The organism is Kitasatospora sp. NPDC005751 (assembly GCF_040630835.1).
Lineage (GTDB): Bacteria > Actinomycetota > Actinomycetes > Streptomycetales > Streptomycetaceae > Kitasatospora.
The window spans coordinates 1-22328 of record NZ_JBEXYC010000073.1 but is presented as its reverse complement, the minus strand read 5'-3'; the positions used below and the strand labels follow the sequence as shown (position 1 = coordinate 22328).

General features: G+C 76.1%; 7 protein-coding genes. 6 read left to right on the top strand and 1 reads right to left on the bottom strand.

What is annotated here, in order from left to right; genetic code table 11:
* Positions 1 to 8: 8 nt before the first annotated feature.
* Complete coding sequence (locus ABZ497_RS33315; protein WP_359810976.1) at positions 9 to 242, bottom strand: hypothetical protein; 234 nt, start codon at positions 240 to 242, stop codon at positions 9 to 11.
* 715 nt (positions 243 to 957) lie between these two features.
* Here ABZ497_RS33315 and argB point away from each other — a divergent pair.
* The 6 genes from argB to ABZ497_RS33285 all read left to right on the top strand — a co-directional run.
* Positions 958 to 1857 (top strand): acetylglutamate kinase, encoded by a 900-nt coding sequence (argB, locus tag ABZ497_RS33310; RefSeq protein WP_359810995.1) that lies wholly within the window; start codon positions 958 to 960, stop codon positions 1855 to 1857.
* 136 nt (positions 1858 to 1993) lie between these two features.
* A complete protein-coding gene (locus ABZ497_RS33305; RefSeq protein WP_359810973.1) occupies positions 1994 to 3364 on the top strand; it encodes a lysine N(6)-hydroxylase/L-ornithine N(5)-oxygenase family protein in 1371 nt (456 codons plus the stop codon).
* Positions 3365 to 3432: 68 nt separating this feature from the next.
* Positions 3433 to 3693: a phosphopantetheine-binding protein gene (locus tag ABZ497_RS33300; RefSeq protein WP_359810970.1), complete on the top strand. Its 261-nt coding sequence runs from the start codon at positions 3433 to 3435 to the stop codon at positions 3691 to 3693.
* 90 nt (positions 3694 to 3783) lie between these two features.
* Complete coding sequence (locus ABZ497_RS33295; protein WP_359810968.1) at positions 3784 to 4773, top strand: ABC transporter substrate-binding protein; 990 nt, start codon at positions 3784 to 3786, stop codon at positions 4771 to 4773.
* 178 nt (positions 4774 to 4951) lie between these two features.
* Positions 4952 to 17413 carry an amino acid adenylation domain-containing protein gene (locus tag ABZ497_RS33290; RefSeq protein WP_359810966.1) on the top strand — a complete coding sequence of 4154 codons (12462 nt, stop codon included), beginning with the start codon at positions 4952 to 4954 and terminating at the stop codon, positions 17411 to 17413.
* Positions 17410 to 22328 (top strand): amino acid adenylation domain-containing protein (locus ABZ497_RS33285; RefSeq protein WP_359810963.1); only part of this gene is annotated, 4919 nt, incomplete at its 3' end. The genes ABZ497_RS33290 and ABZ497_RS33285, both read left to right, overlap by 4 nt.

Here is a 22328-nt window from a genome sequence, read left to right as displayed (position 1 = left end):
ATGTCGAGTCACCTCCCTTCCGGGTCGAGGGGCGGCTCCCCGGCGGGGAGCCAGAGCCGGGTCCCGCCGTGCCGCAGCCGAGTCAGCAGGCCGAGCAGGCCGGACAGTCCGGTGTTGTACGCCGCGTGCACGCGGGAGAGGGTCTCGTCGGGGACGAGGAGCAGACCGTCGTGCACGACGTTGCGGACGTGGGCGGCGGCGACCAGGTCCGCGGCCCACCGCCGGTAGCGTGGTTCGGCCACACCGCCACCACCCGCCCCCCGAACGGTGGTTGACGGCCGGCAGGGAGGCGGGTGGTGGCCGGAGGGCCGACGTCCACCATCCCGACAGTGAGGTGAGCCTTCCCTAATGTTTGCCCCGAGTTGGAGACTGTCGCGGGCCACGGCCACGGGCTGGTAGGGCGTCGTCCTCAAACCGAGGCGAGGCAGGACTTCGCGTTGACGGTCACCGGCGTCGAGGACGTCACCGAGGACCGCCGCCGGGTGCGCTTCACGGACGACGGGCTGCTCGCGGCCACCGGTGTCCATCCGACCATGTGGGTGCGGGTCTCGTTGCCCGGCGCCGGCCCGGTTCGCCCGCCGGGAACTCGCCGTGGCAAAGGGGCGGTTGCCCGCGCTCGGCTACTGGCGCCCGTGGCCGCGCCGCCGCGGTGGAGCGGTCCGGGCGGACTGTGCTCCGGGCGCCCCGGTTTCGCACGGGCGGGCGACGTTCGTACGGGATGGTGACGGAAGGAGTGAAGAAATGTAAGGTTACCCTTGCCTAAGTGGTTCTGGAGCGACCGAACCGCACTCCCTCCGGCACTCGCGAAGCCGGGTGGCGGGGTGGAGGGGAGCGAATGCCGCACATCCCGGTGCGGGCATCCTGAGTGCAGGGGGATCGGTGGAGAACGGCCTGGCCGGGCGCGCACGTCGCGCCGGGGTTGCTGGAACTTCGCGCACGGGTGGCCCCCTCGCGGCGCTGCCGTGGCTGGAGCGGTTCCGCGGCAAGATCGTCGTGATCAAGTTCGGCGGGAACGCGATGGTGGACGAGGGCCTCAAGGCGGCCTTCGCCCAGGATGTCGTGCTGCTCCGCTACGCGGGTGTCCGGCCGGTGGTGGTGCACGGCGGCGGTCCGCAGATCAGTGCCCAGCTGGGGCGCCTCGGGATCGAGTCGCACTTCACCAACGGCCTGCGGGTCACCACGCCGGAGGCGATGGACGTCGTCCGGATGGTGCTGGCCGGTCAGGTGCAGCGCGAGCTGGTCGGTCTGGTGAACCGCCACGGTCCCTTCGCGGTCGGCATGACCGGCGAGGACGCCCGCACCATGACGGCCGTCCGGCGGCACGCCGTCGTGGACGGCGAGCGGGTGGACATCGGGCAGGTGGGTGACATCGCGTCCGTCGACCCCTCGATGGTGCGCACGCTGCTGGCGGACGGCAGGGTCCCGGTCATCTCCCCGGTCGCGCGCGGCGTGGGCGGTGACGTCTACAACGTCAACGCGGACACCGCCGCCGCCGCGGTGGCCGCCGCGCTGGGCGCGGAGCTGCTGGTGATGCTCACCGACGTGGCGGGGCTCTATCGCGACTGGCCGCGTTCGCAGGAGGTGGTCCCCTCGCTGACCGCCACCCAACTCGCGGAACTCCTGCCGAACTTGGCGAGTGGCATGGTCCCGAAGATGGAGGGCTGCCTGCGGGCCGTCCGGGCCGGCGTGGGCAGTGCGCGGGTGCTGGACGGACGGGTCCGCCACGGGGTGCTGGCGGCCTTCGGCGGGCCGCCGGTGGGTACCGAGGTGGTGCCCGACGCGCCGCTGGTGCGCCGGGACGAGGCGGCCGACGCGGAAGGTCGGCAGGTCGCGATGGTCGGTTCGGGCACGATCTGAATTTGACTCACCCGATCAAGTGATAGAACTTAGGTAAGCCTTACCTAAAGCGAGTGGGCGAGTGGCGGACGGCCGCCGCGGCGGTCGACCGGACACCGGCGGGGCCGAGAAGCAAGAAGCAACGGAAGGATCGATCATGTCGAGCGAGAACGGCGCAATCGACCGAGGCGAGGGCGCCGACGACCTGGTCGGCATAGGCTTCGGTCCCGCCAACCTGGCCCTGGCCATCGCCGTCGACGAGCACAACCGCCGGGACCCTCAGCAGGCCCTCAAGGTCGGCTTCCTGGAGAAGCAGGCGACGTTCGGCTGGCACCGCGGGATGCTGCTGGAGGGGGCGACCATGCAGGTCTCCTTCCTCAAGGACCTCGTGACGATGCGGGACCCCCGCAGCCGCTTCACCTTCCTGACCTACCTCCAGGAGCGCGGCCGGCTCGCGGACTTCATCAACCAGAAGTCCTTCTACCCGACCCGCCTGGAGTTCCACGACTACTTCGAGTGGTGCGCCGCCGAGTTCGCCGGTCGGACGGCCTACGGCCGCGAGGTCACCGCGGTCCGCCCGGTGACCACCCCGGACGGCCGGGTCGAGGTCGTCGAGGTGGAGTCCCGGTCGGTCACCGACCCGGCCGACCGCGAGGTCCGGCTGGCCCGCAACATCGCGGTGGGCACCGGCCTGAAGCCGCGGATGCCCCAGGGCGTCACCGCCGGGGACCGCGTCATCCACACCCGCGACCTGCTGTTCCGCGCCCCCGACCTGATCGAGCGGCGCGCGGAGCTGCGCCACCGCCGCTTCACGGTGGTCGGCGCCGGCCAGTCGGCCGCCGAGGCCGTCGAGTTCCTGCACCGGACCTTCCCCGAGGCGGAGATCTGCGCCGTCCTCACCCGCTACGGCTACAGCCCGGCCGACGACAGCCCGTTCGCCAACCGGATCTTCGACCCGTCCGCCGTGGACGAGTTCTACGCCGCGCCGGACGAGGCCAAGCGGACCCTGCTCGACTACCACGCGAACACCAACTACTCGGTGGTCGACGGTGACCTGATCGAGCAGCTCTACCGGACCGTCTACCAGGAGAAGGTGGCCGGCCGGGAGCGGCTGCGGATCCTCAACGCCACCCGGCTCACCGGCGTCGGGCAGCTGGCCCACGGCGCCGTCGCCGAGGTCCGCTCGCTGACCACCGGCGAGACGACGGCCCTGGAGTCGGACGCGGTGGTGCTCGCCACCGGCTACGAGCACGTCGACCCGCGGGACCTCCTCGGCGACCTCGGCGCGACCTGCCGCACCGACCAGCTCGGCCGCCTCCGGGTCGACCGCGACCACCGGGTGCTGACCGACGACCACGTCGACGTGGGGATCTACCTCCAGGGCGGCACCGAGCACACCCACGGCATCACCTCGTCGCTGCTCTCCACCCTGGCGGTGCGCTCCGGCGAGATCTGCGACTCGCTGCTGCTGCGCCACACCGGCCGCCAGCTGCGGGCCGAGGACGGCCGCCTCGGCGTCACCGGCTGACGGTCCGCCGGCCTGCCGGGCCGCACCGGCGAACTCCCCCCTCGACCTGGAAGCGAAAGAACCACGCCATGACCGACACCAGCCCGTCCGGGTCCGCCCCCGTCCTGGACACCGAGAGCATCCGCGCCGACATCGCCGAACTCCTCGGCGAGGAGCCGGCGGCGGTCGGTGACGACGACGACCTCCGGGACCTCGGGCTCGACTCGATGCGCCTGATGCACCTGATCGAGAAGTGGCGCGCCCGGGGCGCCCGGGTGGACTTCGCCGACCTGGCGGACCTCGGCGCCCCGACCGTCCGGGTGTGGTCCGCCCACCTCTCGGCAGCCTGACCCCGCGGGCGGCCGCGCAGCTCACCCCCCCGCCCGCCCACCGCACGCCCAGCGCCCCCGCGCACGCCACGCAGTACCCCAAGGAGAACGATGAACACCCGTGCCCTGCCGTCCCGTGGTCTGAGGATCGCCGCCGCCGCCGGTGTCGCCGCCCTCGGCCTCACCGCCTGCGGCTCGAACGGCGACAGCACGAGCGAGGCCGCCTCCGGTGCGTCCGGCGGCGCCAAGGCCGCCCAGGTGATCGAGGCGACCAACGGCAAGGTCACCGTCCCGGCCGGGGTCAAGCGGATCGTCTCCGTCTCCTACGCCACCGGCGCGCTGCTCGACCTCGGCGTCCAGCCGGTCGGCACCAGCACCATCGACGACAACAACCCGATGGAGCTGCTGCCCTCGCAGACCGAGGCCGCCAAGAAGATCGAGGCCATCGGCTCCGGCATCGAGATCAACGTCGAGAAGGTCGCCTCCCTCAAGCCCGACCTGATCGTGGTCGAGGGCGCCACCGCCTTCGACTGGGGCGTCAGCAAGCTCGAAGGCATCGCGCCGACCCTCTACTTCGGCATCGACAAGCCGGTCGACCTGTACACCGCCCAGGAGAAGATCGCCACGGCCGTGGGCAAGGAGGCCGAGTTCAAGAAGCTGAAGTCGGACTACGACACCAAGGCCGCCAAGATCAAGGCCGACTACGCCGGCAAGCTCAACACCGTCAAGTGGACCATCGCGTCGTCCTACGGCGGCGGCGAGTTCCTCGTCGACACCAGCAGCTCCTGGGTCGGCCGGGTGCTGAGCGACGTGGGCGCCACCTTCTCCCAGGCGTCCGGCGACACCAAGGAGCACGAGGTCACCTACTCGACCGAGAAGCTCGACGTGCTCGCCGACGCCGACATCATCCTGGTCCCTCGGACGGCCGCCACCGGCGAGGTCCCGCAGGACACCAAGGACCTCGACAAGCAGCCGTCCTGGAAGAACCTCAAGGCCGTCCAGGCGAACAAGGTCATCCCGGTCACCTACGCGACCAGCGACCGGTACGGCACCTCGATCGACGTGCTCGGCCAGATCGAGACCATCCTCAAGGGCCTCTAGGCCCCGGCCGGCCGGCCCGCCGGGCACCTCCCCGGCGGGCCGCCCCGCGCCCCTGCACCGCGCACACCACCACGCACCCCCCACGAACCAGCACGCACCACCACGCACCACAGCGCACCAGCGAGCGCCCCGGGCTTGCATCGTCGGCGGGGCCGCACCGAACCGGGAAGGGCCGACCATGCCTCAGGCGGGCACCAACACCACGCAGGTCGAGCCGGCCGCAGTCCTCCAGGAGCTGACGGCGGCACAGGCAGGGGTACTCGCCGCACAGCGGATCGACCCGGACAACCCGGCCTACAACGTCGGCCAGTACGTCGAGATCACCGGGCCGTTCGACCCCGCGCTGCTGGAGCGGGCGCTGCGCCGGACCCTCGCCGAGGCCGACGGCCTGCACGTCCGGCTCGCCGAGCACGAGGGCCGCACCGTCCAGCTGCCCACCGCCTTCGACGCCGACGCCTGGCAGCTGCCCCGGCTCGACACCAGCGCCGCCGCCGACCCGGTGGCCGCCGCCACCGCGCTCGTCCGGGCCCAACTCGCCGTCCCTACCCCGCTGGAGGGCCCCGAGGCCAGCCCGCTGCACGGCGCCCTGCTGGTCCGGGTCGGCGAGCAGCGCCACCTCTGGTTCCAGTGGTTCCACCACCTGGTCGTCGACGGCTACAGCGTCGCGCTCCTCACCCGCCGGGTCGCCGAGGTGTACACCGCCCTCGCCGCCGGCACCGACGTGCCCGACAGCCCGCTGCGCCCGCTCGCCGTCCTGGTGGAGGCCGAGCGCGAGTACCTCGCCGGCCCCGCCGCCGCCGAGGGCCGGGAGTACTGGAACACCCGCTTCGCGGACCGCCCCGCCGTCGTCGGCCTCACCGAGGCGACCGCCCAGGCCGCGCCCGCCGCCCGGTACCACCGCGCCGAACTGACCGCCGAGGACTCGGCCGCCGTGCTCGCCTCGGCCCGGGCGGCCCGCGCGACCTGGGCCGAGGCGGCCGCCGCCGCCCTCGCCGGCTACCTGCACCTGATGACCGGGACGCCGGACGTCGTGCTCGGCATGCACTTCATGGCCCGCACCGCCCCCGGCACCCTGCGGGTGCCCGGCATGGCCGTCAACATCCTGCCCGTACGGATCGCCGTCGCCGGGACGGACAGCCACACCGGGCTGATGCGCCGCGCCGCCGCCGAGCTCACCGCGACCCGCCGCCACCAGCGCCACCGGGGCGAGGAGATCCGCCGCGACCTCGGCCTGGTCGGCACCGACCACCGGCTCCACGGGCCGCTGCTCAACATCAAGCCCTTCGACCTCGCGCTGGACTTCGCGGGCAGCCCCGGACAGACCGTCACCCTGGCCTCCGGCCCGGTCGACGACCTCTCGCTGTCCGTCACCAAGACCCCGGACGACCGGCTGGTGCTGGAGTTCGGGGCCAACCCGGAGCTCTACACCCAGGCCGCGCTGGAACTGCACGCCGACCGCTGCGCCGGCCTGCTCGCCCGGCTCGCCGCCGACCCGGAGCGGCCGATCGGCGACCAGCCGCTGCTCGCCGACGCCGAGCGGACCGCCGTGCTGCACGACTGGAACGCCACCGCCCGGGAGGTCCGCGAGGGCACCCTGGTCAGCCGGATCGCGGAGCGCGCCGCCGCCACGCCGCAGGCCCCCGCCGTCGTCTTCGAGGGCGAGACGCTCAGCTACGCCACGCTCGCCGAGCGCTCCGACGCGCTGGCCCGCTCGCTGGCCGCCGCCGGCGCCGGCCCGGAGACCGTGGTCGCCGTGGCCGTGCCGCGCTCCGCCGACCTGCTGGTCGCCCTGCTCGCCGTCCTCAGGACCGGCGCCGCCTACCTGCCGTTGGACGCCGACTACCCGGCCGACCGGCTCGCCCACATGATCGAGGACGCCCGCCCGGTCCGCGTCGTCACCGTCCCCGAGGTGCTGGACCGGCTGCCGGAGAGCGCCCGCGCCGCCGCCGTCCTGATCGGCCCCGGCCACACCCCCGCCGGCGCCACCACGACCGCCCTGCCCGCCGTCGACCCCGACTCCGCGGCCTACGTCATCTACACCTCCGGCTCCACCGGCCGCCCCAAGGGCGTCGTGGTGCCGCACCGCGCCATCGTCAACCGGCTGGCCTGGATGCAGCACGCCTACCGCCTCACCCCCGAGGACCGCGTCCTGCAGAAGACCCCCGCCAGCTTCGACGTCTCGGTCTGGGAGTTCTTCTGGGCGCTCTGCGAGGGCGCCGCCGTCGTCCTGGCCCGCCCCGAGGGCCACAAGGACCCGACCTACCTCGCCGCCCTGATCGCCGACACGGGCGTCACCACCCTGCACTTCGTGCCGTCCATGCTCCGCGCCTTCCTGGAGGAGCCGACCGCCGCCGCCGGCTGCGGCGGATTGCGGCGCGCCTTCTGCTCCGGTGAGGCCCTGCCCGGCGACGTCGTCGAGCGCTGGTACGCCGCGCTGCCCGACGTCCCGCTGCACAACCTCTACGGGCCCACCGAAGCGGCCGTGGACGTCACCCACCACCCCACCGAGCCCGGCGCCGGCGTCGTCCCGATCGGACGCCCGGTCTGGAACACCCGCCTGTACGTACTGGACGCCCGGCTGCGCCCCGCCCCGGTCGGCGCGCCCGGTGAGCTGTACCTGGCCGGCGTCCAGCTGGCCCGCGGCTACCTGGGCCGCCCCGGCCTGACGGCCGAGCGGTTCGTCGCCTCCCCGTTCGCCCACGGCGAGCGGCTCTACCGCACCGGCGACCTCGTCCGCTGGGCCCCCGACGGCACCGTCGAGTACCTCGGCCGCACCGACGACCAGGTCAAGGTCCGCGGCTTCCGGATCGAACTCGGCGAGATCGAGGCCGCCCTGGAGGCGCTGCCCGGGGTCGCCCAGGCCGCCGTCACCGCCCGCGAGCTCACCCCCGGCGGCGCCCGCCAACTGGTCGGCTACGTCGCCCCGGCCCCCGCCGACCCGGACCACCTGCTGGCCGCCCTGGCCGCCACCCTGCCCGAGCACATGGTCCCGGCCGTCCTGGTCGGCCTCGACGCGCTCCCGCTGAGCCTCAACGGCAAGCTCGACCGCAAGGCGCTGCCGGCCCCCCGGCAGGCCGGCGACGGCGCCGCCCGCGCCCCGCGCACCGAGACCGAGCGGATCCTCACCGACCTCGTCGCCGAGGTCCTCGGCCTGGACACGGTCGGCGTCGACGACAACTTCTTCTCCCTCGGCGGCGACAGCATCTCCGCCATCCAGCTCGGCAGCCGGGCCCGCCGGGCCGGCCTCGCCCTCACCCCCCGGGTGGTCTTCGAACGGCGCACCGTCGCCCGGATCGCCGCCGTCGCCGAGCAGACCGCCCCGGCGGTCCGCCGGGCCGGCGTCGAGGGCACCGGCCCGCTGCCCGCCACCGCGATCAGCTCCTGGCTGCGCGAGCGCGGCGGCCCGGTCACCCGGTTCAGCCAGCACACCGTGGTCACCGTCCCGGCCGGCCTCGACCGCGCCCGGCTCACCGCCGCCCTGGACACCCTGACCGACCACCACGACGCCCTGCGGCTGCGCCTGGACATCGCCGCCGACGGCACCTGGACCCAGCAGATCCGGCCCGCCGGCAGCGCCCCCGCCGCCGAGCGGCTGCGCCACCTCACCGTCGCCCCGGCCGAGCTGTCCGCCGCCGCCGCGATCGAGCGCGAGGCCGCCGTCGACCGACTCGACCCCGAACAGGGCGTCGTGCTGCAGGCCGTCCACCTGGACGCCGGCCCGGACACCGACGGCCTGCTCGTCCTCGCCGCCCACCACCTGGCCGTGGACGGCGTCTCCTGGCGCATCCTGCTCCCCGACCTGCGCGCCGCCTACGAGGGCCGCCCGCTCGACCCGGTCGCCACCTCGCCGCGCGGCTGGGCCCTCGGCCTCGCCGAGGCGGCCACCGGTGACCGGATCCGCGCCGAACTGCCCGGCTGGCAGGCCGTGCTGGCCGACGGCGCCGGCCCGCTGCTCGGCGACCGCCCGCTCGACCCGGCCCGCGACACCGCCGCCACCACCCGCCGGCTGCGCCTCACGCTGCCCGCCGCCCGCACCGCCCCGCTGCTCACCGCCGTGCCCGCCACCCACCGGGCCGGCGTGGACCACACCCTGCTCGCCGGTCTCGCGCTCGCCCTGCTCGGCCGCCGCCGCGACCGGCACGGCGCCGGCGCCCGCGCCGACCTGCTGCTGCGGCTGGAGGGCCACGGCCGCGAGGACCAGCTCGTCCCCGGCGCCGACACCACCCGCACCGTGGGCTGGCTGACCACCGAGTTCCCGGCCCGCCTCGACCTGGCCGGCCTGGACCTCGACGAGGCGCTGACCGGTGGCGCCGCCGCCGGCCGCGCCCTGGCCCTGGTCAAGGAGCAGCTGCGGGCCCTGCCCAACGCCGGCGCCGGCTACGGCCTGCTCCGCCACCTGGACCCGGTCTCCGGCCCCGCCCTGGCCGACGCCGACCAGCCGCAGCTGCTCTTCAACTACCTCGGCCGCTTCACCGCGGACGGCGCGCACTGGACCGTCGCCCGCGAGGCCGGCGACGCCGTCGCGGCCGGCGCCGACCCCGCGCTGCCCACCGCCCACGCCCTGGAGGTCGGCGCCTTCGTCCACGACGGCCCCGACGGCGCCGAACTCGCCGTCACCCTCTCCTGGCCGCACGGCGTCCTGACCGAGGAGGCCGTCCGCGACATCGCCGAGCGCTGGTTCGCCGCGCTGGACGCCCTCGCCGCGTACGCCGCCCGGCCGGACGCCGGCGGGCTCACCCCCAGCGACGTCCCGCTGGCCGCCGTCAGCCAGCCGCTGCTGGACCGGATCGCGGCCGAACACCCCGGCACCGTCGACGTCCTGCCGCTCTCCCCGCTCCAGGAGGGCCTGCTCTTCCACGCCCTCTACCAGCGCGAGGAGGGCACCGACGACCTCTACACCTCGCTCACCTCGCTGGACCTGCGCGGCCCGCTGGAGCGGCCGGCCCTGCGCCGCGCCGTGGACGCCGTGGTCAACCGGCACTCCGCGCTGCGCTCCGGCTTCACCGCGATCGGCGAGCACCCGCTCCAGCTGGTGGCGGACACCGTCACGGTGCCCTGGACCGAGCACGACCTCACCGCCCTGCCCGCCGACCGGCGCGACGCCGCGGTCGCCGGGATCGAGGACGAGGAGGCCTCCCGCCGGTTCGACCTCGCCCGGCCGCCGCTGGTGCGCTGCGCGCTCGTCACCCTCGGCGCGGACCACCACCGCCTGGTGCTGACCCGCCACCACATCGTGATGGACGGCTGGTCCACCCCGGTCCTGCTGCGCGAGCTGGTCACCGCCTACGGCGACGGCGGCGCGAGCGCCGCGCTGCCCGCCACCACCCCGTACGCCGACCACCTCGGCTGGCTGGCCGCCCGGGACGCCGGCGCCGACACGCTCGCCTGGCGCGAGGCGCTGGCCGGCCTGGAGGCGCCGACCCTGCTCGCCGACACCCTGGGCCGCCCGGCCGGCGGCCCGGCCGCCGCCGGCGCCGAGATCCACCTGCCGCTGTCCGCCGAGCTCGCGGCGGCGCTCACCGGCACCGCCCGGGCGCACGGACTCACCCTCAACACCCTGGTCCAGGGCGCCTGGGCGATCCTGCTCGGCCGTCTCACCGGCCGCGCGGACGTGGTCTTCGGCGCCACCGTCTCCGGCCGTCCCGGCGAGCTGCCCGGCGTGGAGTCCATGGTCGGCCTGTTCAGCAACACCGTGCCGGTCCGCTTCCGCCCCGAGGAGGACGAGCCCGCCGTCGAGGCGCTCACCCGGCTGCAGGCCCAGCAGTCCGCGCTGCTCGACCACCAGTACCTCGGCCTGGCCGACATCCAGGCGCTCGCCGGGCACGGCACCCTCTTCGACACCCTGCTGGTCTTCGAGAACTACCCGGTCGACCCCGACCGGCTGACCGCCCGCGGCCTGCGGGTCGCCGGCATCGGCAACCGGGGCGCCACCCACTACCCGCTGACCGTGCTCACCCTCCCCGGCGAGGCGCCGCGGCTCACCGTCGAGTACCGCGCCGACGTGTTCACCGCCGAGCAGGCCGCCGCCGTCGGCGCCCGCCTGCTGCGGGTGCTGGAGACCGTCGCCACCCGGCCCGGGACGCCCGTCGGCGAGCTGGAGGTCCTGGACGGGCGGGAGCGCGACACGCTGCTGCGCGGCTGGAACGCCACCGGCCGCGAGGTCCCCGCCGGGACGGTCGTCGACGCCTTCGAGGCCCGCGCCGCCGCCACCCCCGACGACACCGCCGTGGTCTTCGGCGACCGGCGCCTCAGCTACGCCGAGCTGGCCGGGCGGGTCGAGCTGACCGCCCGCCACCTCGCCGCGCTCGGCGCCCGCCCCGGCCGGGTGGTCGCGCTGGCGCTGCCCCGCTCGGCCGAGCTGGTGGCCGCCCTGCTCGGGGTGCTGAAGTCGGGCGCCGCGTACCTGCCGGTCGACCTCGACCACCCGGACGAGCGGATCGCGCTGATGCTCGCCGACGCGGAACCGCTGGTCACCCTGACCACCGACGAGGTCGCCCGCACCCGCCCGGTCCTCGCCGGGCACGGCCTGGGCACCCTGACCACCGGCCGGCTCGGCGCACTGGACGCCGACCCCGTCCGCCCCGACCCCGACGACCTCGCCTACGTCATCCACACCTCCGGCTCCACCGGCCGCCCCAAGGGCGTCCAGGTGCCGCACCGCGGCCTGGCCAACATGCTGGAGCACCACGGCGGGACGGTCTTCGCCCGGGCCGAGCGGGCCGCCGGCGGCCGCCGGCTGCGGGCCGCGCACACCGCGTCGTTCTCCTTCGACTCCTCCTGGGAGCAGCTGCTCTGGCTGATCCGCGGCCACGAGCTGCACGTCTACGGCGAGGACCTGCGCCGCGACCCGCAGGCCCTGGTCGCCCGGCTGCTCGCCGACCGGATCGACACCCTGGACGTCACCCCGTCGTTCGGCCGGCAGCTGGTCGAATGGGGCCTGCTCGACTCGGCGGAGCACCGCCCGCTGCTCTTCCTGGTCGGTGGCGAGGCCGTCGGCGACGCCCTGTGGAGCCGGATCCGCGACACCGAGGGCGTGCTCGGCCACAACTTCTACGGCCCGACCGAGTACACCGTCGACACCCTGGGCGCGGCCCTGGACGAGAGCCCCACCCCGTGCGTCGGCCGGCCGATCGGCAACACCCGGGTCTACGTGCTGGACGCCCGGCTGCGGCCCGTCCCGGCCGGGGTCCCCGGCGAGCTGTACATCGCCGGCGAGGGCCTGGCCCGCGGCTACGGCAACCGCCCCGGTCTGACCGCCGGCCGCTTCGTCGCCTGCCCGTTCGGCGACGGCGAGCGGATGTACCGCACCGGCGACGTGGTCCGCTGGCGCGGCGACGGCACGCTGGACTACCTGGGCCGCGACGACGACCAGGTGAAGATCCGCGGCTTCCGGATCGAGCCCGGCGAGGTCGAGGCCGCGCTGGCCGCCCTGCCCGGCGTGGCCCAGGCCGCCGTGCTGGCCCGCGCCACCGCCACCGGCGTCAAGCGGCTGATCGGCTACGTCGTGCCCGCCCCCGGCGGCGAGGCCGACCCGGCCGCCCTGCGCCGGACGCTGGCCGGGTCGCTGCCCGAGTACATGGTCCCGGCCGCGATCGTGCCGCTGCCGGCGCTGCCGGCGCTGCCGCTGAACGTCAACGGCAAGCTGGACCGGCACGCCCTGCCCGAGCCGGAGGCGGGCGCCTTCGCGGCGCCCGCCGGCCGCGCCCCGCGCGACGAGCGCGAGGCCGTGGTCTGCGGCGTCTTCGCCGAGGTGCTCGGCCTGCCGCAGGCCGGGGTCGAGGACGACTTCTTCGACCTCGGCGGCCACTCCCTGCTCGCCACCCGCGTGGTCGGCCGGCTACGCGCCGCGCTGCGGGTCGAGGTCGCCGTGCGGGACCTCTTCGAGAGCCGCACCGCCGCGGCCCTGGCCGCCCGGCTGGCCACCGCCGCCACCGGCCGCCCCGCCCCGGCCGCGCGGCCCCGCCCCGAGCCGCTGCCGCTCTCCGCCGCGCAGGCCCGGCTCTGGTTCCTGTACCGGCTGGAGGGCCCCAGCACCGCGTACACCATCCCGTGCGCGCTGCGGATCGACGGCGCCGTCGACACCGACGCGCTGCGCGCCGCCTTCGCGGACGTCCTGGCCCGGCACGAGGCGCTGCGGACGGTCTTCCCCGACCGGGACGGCCGGCCCCACCAGCGGATCCTGACCCCCGAGCAGGCCGGCGTGCCCTTCACCGTGGAGGAGGTCGCGGCGGGCCGGCTCGACCGGGCGGTCGCCGCCGCCGGCGCCTACGCCTTCGAGCTCGCCGAGGAGATCCCGGTCCGCGCCACCCTGCTCCGCGCCGGGCCGCAGCGGTCGGTGCTGAGCGTCGCGCTGCACCACATCGCGGGCGACGAGTGGTCCGAGGGGGTGCTGCTGCGCGACCTCGACCACGCCTACGCCGCCCGCCTGGCCGGCACGGCGCCGGTCTTCGAGCCGCTGCCGCTCCAGTACGCGGACCACGCGCTCTGGCAGGCCGACCTGCTCGCCGACCAGGACGGCAGCGCCGCCACCCAGGCCCGCTACTGGACGCGGCGGCTGGCCGACCTGCCGGCCGAACTCGCCCTGCCGACCGACCGGCCGAGGCCCGCCGAGGCCACCGGCCGGGGCGGCGCGGTACGGCTGCGGCTGCCCGACGCCCTCCACCGGGAGCTGCGCGGCTACGCCCAGCGCAGCGGCGCGACCCCGTTCATGGTCACCCAGGCGGCCGCCGCGCTGCTGCTCGGCGGGCTCGCCGGCACCACCGACGTGGCGCTCGGCACCCCGGTCGCCGGGCGCGCCGACGAGGTGCTGGAGCCGGTCGTCGGCTTCTTCGTCAACACCCTGGTGCTGCGTCATGACCTTTCCGGCGAGCCGACCTTCGACGACCTGGTGGCCCGCGCCCGGGAGACCGTGCTGGGCGCGCTCGCCCACCAGGACCTGCCGTTCGACCGGCTGGTCGAGATCGTCAACCCGGAGCGCTCGCTCGGCCGCCACCCGCTGTTCCAGGTGATGGTCCAGCACCGCAAGGAGGCCGGCGGCCTGGACCGCCTGCTGGGCGCCCGCACCACGCTGCTGCCCGACCCGGTGCACGCGGCCCGCTTCGACCTGGCCTTCACCTTCGTGGAGTCCGCCGACGGCGACCACACCGACCTGACCGTCATCTACGCCGACGACCTCTTCCACCGCTCCACCGGCCGGCTCTTCGGCGCCCGCCTGCTGCGGGTGCTGGAGCAGGCGCTGGCCGCGCCGGACCGCCCGGCCGCCCGGGTCGAGCTGACCGGTGCCCAGGAGCGGCGCGGCCTCGCGGGGGAGTGGAACGCCACCGACCGCGAGGTGGCGCCGGGCACCCTGGTGACCCGGATCGCCGAGCGGGTCGCCGCCACGCCCGACGCGGTCGCGGTGGCCTTCGAGGGCGCGGAGGTGACCTACCGCGGCCTGGACGAGCGGGCCGGCCGCCTGGCCCGCGTCCTCGCCGCGCACGGCGCCGGACCGGACCGGATCGTCGCGGTCGCCGTGCCGCGCTCGGTCGAGCTGATGGTCGCCCTGCTCGCGGTGCTCAAGTCCGGCGCCGCCTACCTGCCGCTGGACACCGAGTACCCGGCGGACCGGCTGGCCGCGATGGTCGAGGACGCCGCCCCGGTCTGCGTGCTCACCCTGCCCGGCACGGCCGGCGCGCTGCCGGTCGTCCCCGGCGTGCCGGTGCTCGGCGTCGACGCCGACGGGCCGCAGGCCGAGCCGGTCGCCCCGGAGCCGGAACACCCCGCCTACGTGATCTTCACCTCCGGCTCGACCGGCCGCCCCAAGGGCGTCGTCGTCCCGCACCGGGCGGTCGTCAACCGGCTCGACTGGATGCGCGAGGTCTACAGCATCACCCCGCAGGACCGGATCCTGCAGAAGACCCCGGCCGGCTTCGACGTCTCGGTCTGGGAGTTCTTCCTGCCGCTGGTCAGCGGCGCCCGGGTGGTCCTGGCCAGGCCCGGCGGCCACCGGGAGCCGGAGTACCTGGCCGCGCTCGCCGCCGGCGCGGGCATCTCCACCGCGCACTTCGTGCCCTCGATGCTCACCGCCTTCACCGCGGTGGCCGAGGCCGACCGCACCGTCCGGGACCGCTTCGCCGGGGTGCGCCGGGTGTTCTGCTCCGGCGAGGCGCTGCCGCCCGCGGCGGTCGAGCGCTTCGCGGCCCTCTGGCCGCAGATCGAGCTGCACAACCTCTACGGGCCCACCGAGGCCGCCGTGGACGTCACCTACCACCGCGCCTGGGCCGGCTCCGGCGTCGTCCCGATCGGACGCCCCGTCTGGAACACCCGCCTGTATGTGCTGGACGCCCGGCTGCGGCCGGTCCCGGTCGGCGTGCCCGGCGAGCTGTACCTGGGCGGTGTCCAGCTGGCCCGCGGCTACCTGGGCCGCCCCGGCCTGAGCGCCGGCCGGTTCGTCGCCGACCCGTTCGCCCGGGGCGAGCGCATGTACCGCACCGGAGACCTGGTCCGGCGGCTGGTCGACGGCGAGGTCGAGTACCTCGGCCGCACCGACGACCAGGTGAAGATCCGCGGCTTCCGGATCGAACTCGGCGAGGTGGAGGCCGCGCTGGCCGCCGCACCGGGCGTGGCCCAGGCGGCCGTCGCCGCCCGCGCCGTCACCGAGGGCGGCGCCCGCCAGCTGTTCGGCTACGTCGTCCCGCAGCCGGGTGCCTCGGTCGGCGGCGACGCCGTCCGCGCCGCGGTGGCCGCGGTGCTGCCCGAGCACATGGTCCCGGCCGCCGTCACCGTGCTGGACGCGCTGCCGCTGAGCGTCAACGGCAAGCTCGACCGCAAGGCGCTGCCCGACCCGGCCCGCCGCCCGGCCGCCACCCCCGCGGCGGCCGGGCAGACCCCGGGCCGCTCGCTGGCCAGGGTCTTCGCCGAGGTGCTGGGCCTGCCCGAGGTCGGCGAGGAGGAGAACTTCTTCGCCCTCGGCGGCGACAGCATCGTCTCCATCCAACTGGTCAGCCGGGCCCGCGCGGCCGGCTTCCCGATCGCCGCCAAGGACGTCTTCCAGTACCCGACCCCGGCCGCGCTCGCCGCCGCCAAGGGCCTGGGCACGCCCGCCGCACCCGCCGGCCCGGCGGCCGTCGCGCCGCCCGCCGACGGCGAGCTGCCCGCCCTGCCGGTGGTGCACTGGCTGCGCGAACGCGGCGGCCCGATCGACCGGTTCAACCAGTCCGTCCTGCTGACCGTCCCGGCCGGGCTGCGGGAGCAGCCCCTGCGGGACGCGCTGGCGGCCCTCGCCACCCGCCACCCGGCGCTGCGGCTGCGGCTGGACCGCACCGACGGCCTCTGGACCCAGGAGGTCCTGGCCGCCGACGCGGCCCCCGCCCTGACCGACCCGCGCACCCTGCGCCGGGTCGACGCCCGGGGCGCGCGGGAGGCGGGACCCGCCGGGTGGACCGCCCTGCTGACCCGCGAGGCGGACGCGGCCGCGGCGGCGCTCGACCCCGGCACCGGCCGGGTCCTTGGCGCCGTCTGGTTCGACGCCGGCCCGGACACCGACGGCCGGCTGCTGCTGACCGTCCACCACCTCGCCGTGGACGGGGTCTCCTGGCGCACCCTGCTGCCCGGCCTGCGCACCGCCTACGAGGCGCTGGCGGCCGGCGGCCGCCCGGCCCTCGAACCTGAGGCCCACAGCCTGCGCGCCTGGTCCGAGCAGCTGCTCGCGCACGCCCACGAGCGCGGCCGGATCGCCGAGGCCCGGCAGTGGCGGGAGGTCCTCGACGGTCCGGCCGGGCCGCTCGGCGGCCTCACCGCCGACCCGGCCCGGGACACCGTCGCCACTCTGCGCACGCTGCGCCGCACCCTGCCCGCCGACCGCACCGAGCCGCTGCTGACCGTCCTGCCGCAGTCCTTCGGCGCCGGCGTGGACGACGTGCTGCTGGCCGGCCTCGCCCTCGGCGTGGCCGCCGCCCGCCCGGGCGCCGCACCGGCCGTCCGGGTCGACCTGGAGGGCCACGGCCGGGGCGGCAGCGAGGCGGCCGGACTCACCCCGGACCTCGCCCGCACCGTCGGCTGGTTCACCACCGTGCACCCCGTCCGGCTCGACCTGACCGGGCTGGACCCGGCCGAGGCGATGACCGGCGGCGCGATGACCGGCCAGGCGCTCAAGCAGGTCAAGGAGCAGCTGCGGGCCGCCCCCGACCGGGGCCTGGGCTTCGGCCTGCTGCGCCACCTCAACGCGCAGACCGCGCCGCTGCTGGCCGCGGTGCCCCGCTCCGAGGTGCTGTTCAACTACCGCGGCCGGACGGACACCGGCGCCGGACCGCAGGGCGGCTGGGCGTTCGCCCCGCAGGACGAGCGCACCGCCGTCGCCGCCGCGGCCGGCCCCGACCGGCTGATGCCGGCCGGCTACCCGCTGGAGATCGACGCGGTCGTCGCCGCCGGCCCCGACGGCCGCCCGGAGCTGACGGTCGAGTGGAGCTGGCCGGGCGCGCTGTTCGGCGAGGACGAGGTGGCGGCGCTGGCCGACTCCTGGTTCGCCGCGCTCGACGCGCTCGCCCGGCACGCCGCCGGCGGCGACGCGGGCGGGGTGACGCCGTCCGACCTCGACCTCGTCCGGCTCAAGCAGACCCAGATCGACCGGCTGGAGTCGCGGCTGCGCAGGCGCCGCCGATGAGCCGCGAACCGGGCGGCGCCGCCGCCCCCGACCCCACCGACCGCCACCCCACCCCCAGGACCGAGAACCCCGTGACGAACGACTCCACCGCACCGATCGACGACTCGCAGGCCCAGGCCCCGGCCGCGTCGGCCCTGGAGGACGTGTACCCGCTCTCCTCCCTGCAGGAGGGGCTCCTCTTCCACGCGCTCTACGACGACGAGGCGCGCGACGTCTACGTCGTGCAGTCGCACCTCGACCTGGCCGGCCCGGTCGACGCCGCCCGGCTGGCCGCCGCCGTCGACGCGCTGCTGGTGCGGCACGCCAACCTGCGCGCCGGGTTCTGGTACGAGGACCCGGAGGCGGTCGTCCAGTTCGTCCAGCGCGAGGTGGAGACCCCGCTGCGGGTGGTCGACCTGACCGCCCCGGCCGGGGCGGAGCAGGACGCCGCGGTACTGGCCGCGATGGACGAGGACTGGCACCACCGGTTCGAGCTGGACGCCCCGCCGCTGCTGCGGCTGGCCCTGCTCCGGCTGGGGCCGGACCGCTCCCGGCTCGTCATCACCTGCCACCACCTGCTGCTCGACGGCTGGTCGATGCCGATCCTGGTGCGCGAGCTGCTGGCGCTCTACGGGTCGGCCGGCGACCTCGCCGCGCTGCCCGCCGTCCGCCCCTACAAGGACCACCTGGCGCTGCTCGCCACCCGCGACACCGCCGCCGCCGAGGCCGCCTGGGGCGCCGCGCTGGCCGGCTTCGCCCAGACCCACCCGGTCGCGCCGGGCGCCGGCGTCGCCACCGCCGTCGAACCGGCGGTGGTCACCCTGCACGCCGAGCGCGAACTCTCCGCCGCCGTCGCCGAGGCCGCCCGAGGCCGGGGCCTGACCCTCGGCAACCTCGCCCACACCCTCTGGGGCGTCCTGCTCGGCTCGCTCACCGGCACCGCCGACGTGGTCTTCGGCACCACCGTCTCCGGCCGCCCCGACGACCTGCCCGGCGCCGACACCATGGTCGGCCTCTTCATCAACACCGTGCCGGTGCGCGTGCGGCTCGCCCCCGGCGCCACCCTGGCCGGCGCCGCCGCCGCCGTCCAGCGCGAGCAGGCCGAGCTGATCGCTCACCAGCACCTCGGCCTCGGCACCATCCAGCGGCTCGCCGACGTCGAGGGCGCGCTCTTCGACACCCTGCTCGTGGTCGAGAACTACCAGGGCGGCGGCGACGCGCTCCGCACGAGCCTGGGCACCGTCGAGGGCCTGGCCGTCACCGCGCTCGGCGCCCGCGACGCCACCCACTACCCGCTGGGCCTGACCGTGCTGCCCGGCGAGCGGCTGCGCCTGGAGCTGGAGTACCGGCCCGAGCTGTTCACCGAGGCCGAGGCCGGTCGGATCGCCGACCGCTTCCTGCGCCTGCTCGCCGCGTTCGCCGCCGACCCGGACACCCCGCTCGCCCGGCTGGACCTGCTCGACGCCGCCGAGCGCGCCGCGCTGCCCGCCACCGTCTCCGGCGGCGAGCACCGCGTCCCGGACGCCACCGCCGCCGACCTGTTCGCCGACCGGGCCGCCCGCACCCCGGACGCCCGGGCCCTGGTCGGTCCCGGCCTGACCGGCGGCCCGGCCCCCGTCCAGCTCTCCTTCGCCGAACTGGACGCCGCCGCCGACCGGCTGGCCCGGCTGCTGCGCGCCCACGGCTTGGGCGCCGACGACATCGCCGCCCTCGCGCTGCCGCGCTCCGCCGAGTCGGTCACCGCGCTGCTCGCCGTCCTGCGGGCCGGCGCCGCCTACCTGCCGATCGACCTCGACCACCCGGACGAGCGGCTCGCCCTGCTCCTGGCGGACGCCCGCCCCGCCGTCGTCCTGACCACCGCCCAGGTCGCCGCCCGGCTGCCCGAGGTGCCCGGCGCCGCCGTCCTGCTGCTGGACGACCCGCGGACCGCCGCCGACCTCGCCGCGCTGCCCGCCGGCCCGCTCACCGACGCCGAGCGCGGCGGTCCCGTCCACCCCGACGCCGCCGCGTACGTCATCCACACCTCCGGCTCCACCGGCCGGCCCAAGGGCGTGGTGATCCCGCACCGCGGCCTCGGCAACCTGATCCACGACCACCTGGCCACCACCTTCGCCGACGCGCTGCGCGCCACCGGCCGGGCCCGGCTGCGCGCCCTGCACACCGCGTCGTTCTCCTTCGACTCCTCGTGGGAGCAGCTGATCTGGCTGATCGGCGGCCACGAGCTGCACGTCCTCGGCGAGGACGACCGCCGGGACGCCGAGGCGGTGGTCGGCTACACCCGCGCCCACCGCGTCGACGCCCTCGACGTCACCCCCTCGTACGCCCAGCAGCTGCTCGACAGCGGCCTGCTGGCCGGCGAGCACCGCCCGGCGGTGCTGCTGCTCGGCGGCGAGGCGCTGCCCGAACCGCTCTGGACCAGGCTGCGCGGCGAGGCCGGCGTCACCGCCGTCAACTACTACGGCCCGACCGAGTTCACCGTCGACGCCCTGGTCGCCGACCTCGCGGACAGCGCCGCCCCGGTCATCGGCCGCCCGCTGCGCGGGACCCGCGCCCACGTGCTGGACGGCCTGCTGCGGCCGGTCCCGGCCGGCGTGCCCGGTGAGCTGTACCTGGCCGGCCCGCAGCTGGCCCGCGGCTACCTGGACCGCCCCGGCCTGACCGCCGGCCGGTTCGTCGCCGACCCGTTCGCCCCGGGTGAGCGCATGTACCGCACCGGAGACCTGGTCCGCCGCCGGGCCGACGGCGAGGTCGAGTACCTCGGCCGCACCGACGACCAGGTGAAGATCCGCGGCTACCGGATCGAACTCGGCGAGATCGAGGCCGCGCTGGCCGGGCAGCCGGGCGTGGCCCAGGCCGCCGTGCTGGTCCGGCCCGGCGCCGTCCGGCGCATCGTCGCCTACATCGTCCCCGCCCGGGACGCCCTGCTCGACACCGAGGAACTCCACCGGGCGCTCGCCGCCCGGCTGCCGGAGTACATGGTGCCGTCCGCCTTCGCCGTGCTGGACGCGCTGCCGCTGACCGTCAACGGCAAGCTCGACCGGGCCGCACTGCCCGACGAGGCGCTCGCCTACACCGGCCTGGCGGCCGGCCGGGACGCCGGCTCCGAGACCGAGCAGCTGCTCTGCGACCTGTACGCGGAGGTCCTCGGCCTGCCGCGGGCCGGCGTCGAGGACGACTTCTTCCGCCTCGGCGGCGACAGCATCTCCTCGATCCGGCTGATCGGCGCCGGTCGCGCCGAGGGGCTCTCGCTCAGCCCGCGCGACGTGTTCGAGCGCCGCACCCCGGCCGCCCTCGCCGAGCTGGCCGACCGCCGCGAGGCGGCCGGCGCCGCCCCGGAGCTGCCCGAGCTGCCTCCGGCGACCGAGGCCGAACTGGCCCTCGTCCGCGCCGCCGTGCCCAAGCTGGAGATCGAGGACGTCTGGCCGGTCTCCCCGCTCCAGGAGGGCCTGCTCTTCGAGGCCGGGTACGACGAGCAGGCGCTGGACGTCCACACCTCGCGCGACGTGCTCTCGCTGACCGCCCGGATCCCGCTGGAGGTGCTGCGCGCCGCCGTGGCCGCCGTGCTGGACGGCCATCCCAACCTGCGGGCCGGCTTCCTCCAGGACGGCCTGGAGCGCCCGGTGCAGTTCCTGCCGCGCGCCGTCGACGTCCCGCTCATCGAGGTCGACCTCTCGGCGCTCGGCACGGACGACTTCGAGGCCGAACTGCGCCTCCTCAAGGAGCGCGAGGCGTTCACCCGCTTCGACCTCGCCGCGCCGCCGCTGCTGCGGCTGGTCTCGGTGCTCGCCCCCGACGGCGGCCAGCGCGTCCTGATCACCAACCACGCGCTGCTCTGGGACGGCTGGTCCTCCGGGCTCTTCCTCCAGGAGGTGCTGACCCGCTGCGCCGGCGAGCGCCCGCCGGCCGCCGGTCTGCCCTACCGGGACTTCCTGCGCTGGCTGGCCGGCCAGGACCAGGAGGCCGGCCGGGCCGCCTGGCGCTCCGCGCTGGAGGGCCTGGCCGAGCCGACGCTGCTCGCCCCGCAGGCCCGCGAGCGGGCCGCGCTGCTGCCGGAGGAGGTCGTCGTCGAGGCCCCCGCCGGGCTCGGCGAGCGGCTGGCCGCCTTCGGCCGGGAGCACGGCCTGACCCTCAACACCGTGCTCTCCGGCGCCTGGGGCCTGCTGCTGGCCGGTCTGACGGCCCGCGAGGACGTGGTGTTCGGCGCCACCGTCTCCGGCCGCCCGGCCGAGCTGCCCGGCATCGACGCCACCATCGGCATGTTCCTCAACACGGTGCCGGTCCGGGCCCGGCTGGACGGCGAGGAGGGCGTCGCCGCCTTCCTCACCCGCCTCCAGGACGAGCAGAGCGCCCTGCTGGCGCACCACCAGACCGGGCTGGGCGAGATCCAGCGCGGCACCGGCTTCGGCCGGCTGTTCGACACCCTCCAGGTGCTCCGCAACACCCCGGCCGACGAGGGCCTGCGGGACCGCCTGCGCGAGCGCCTCGGCCTGCGCCAGGTGACGGACGTCGACGCGACGCACTTCCCGCTGATCTTCATCACCAACCCCGGCGAGCACCTCACCTTCGAGTGGAAGTACCGCCCGGACGTCTTCGAGCGGGCCGTCGTCGAGGAGCACGCCGAGCGGCTGCTGGCCCTGCTGGAGCAGATCCTGGAGCGCCCCGACCGCCCGGTCCGCACCCTGGATGTGTTGACGGTGCGTGAGCGGGGTCTGGTGTTGGGGGAGTGGGTGGCGACGGGTCGTGGGTTGCCGGGGGCGACGGTGGCGGATCTGTTGGCGGAGCGTGCGGTGGCGGTGCCGGGTGAGACGGCGCTGGTGTTCGGTGGGGTGTCGTGGTCGTACGCGGAGTTGGATGCCCGGGTGAACCGGTTGGCGCGGTTGTTCGTGGCGCGGGGGGCGGGGCCGGAGAGGGTGGTGGCGCTGGGGTTGCCGCGTTC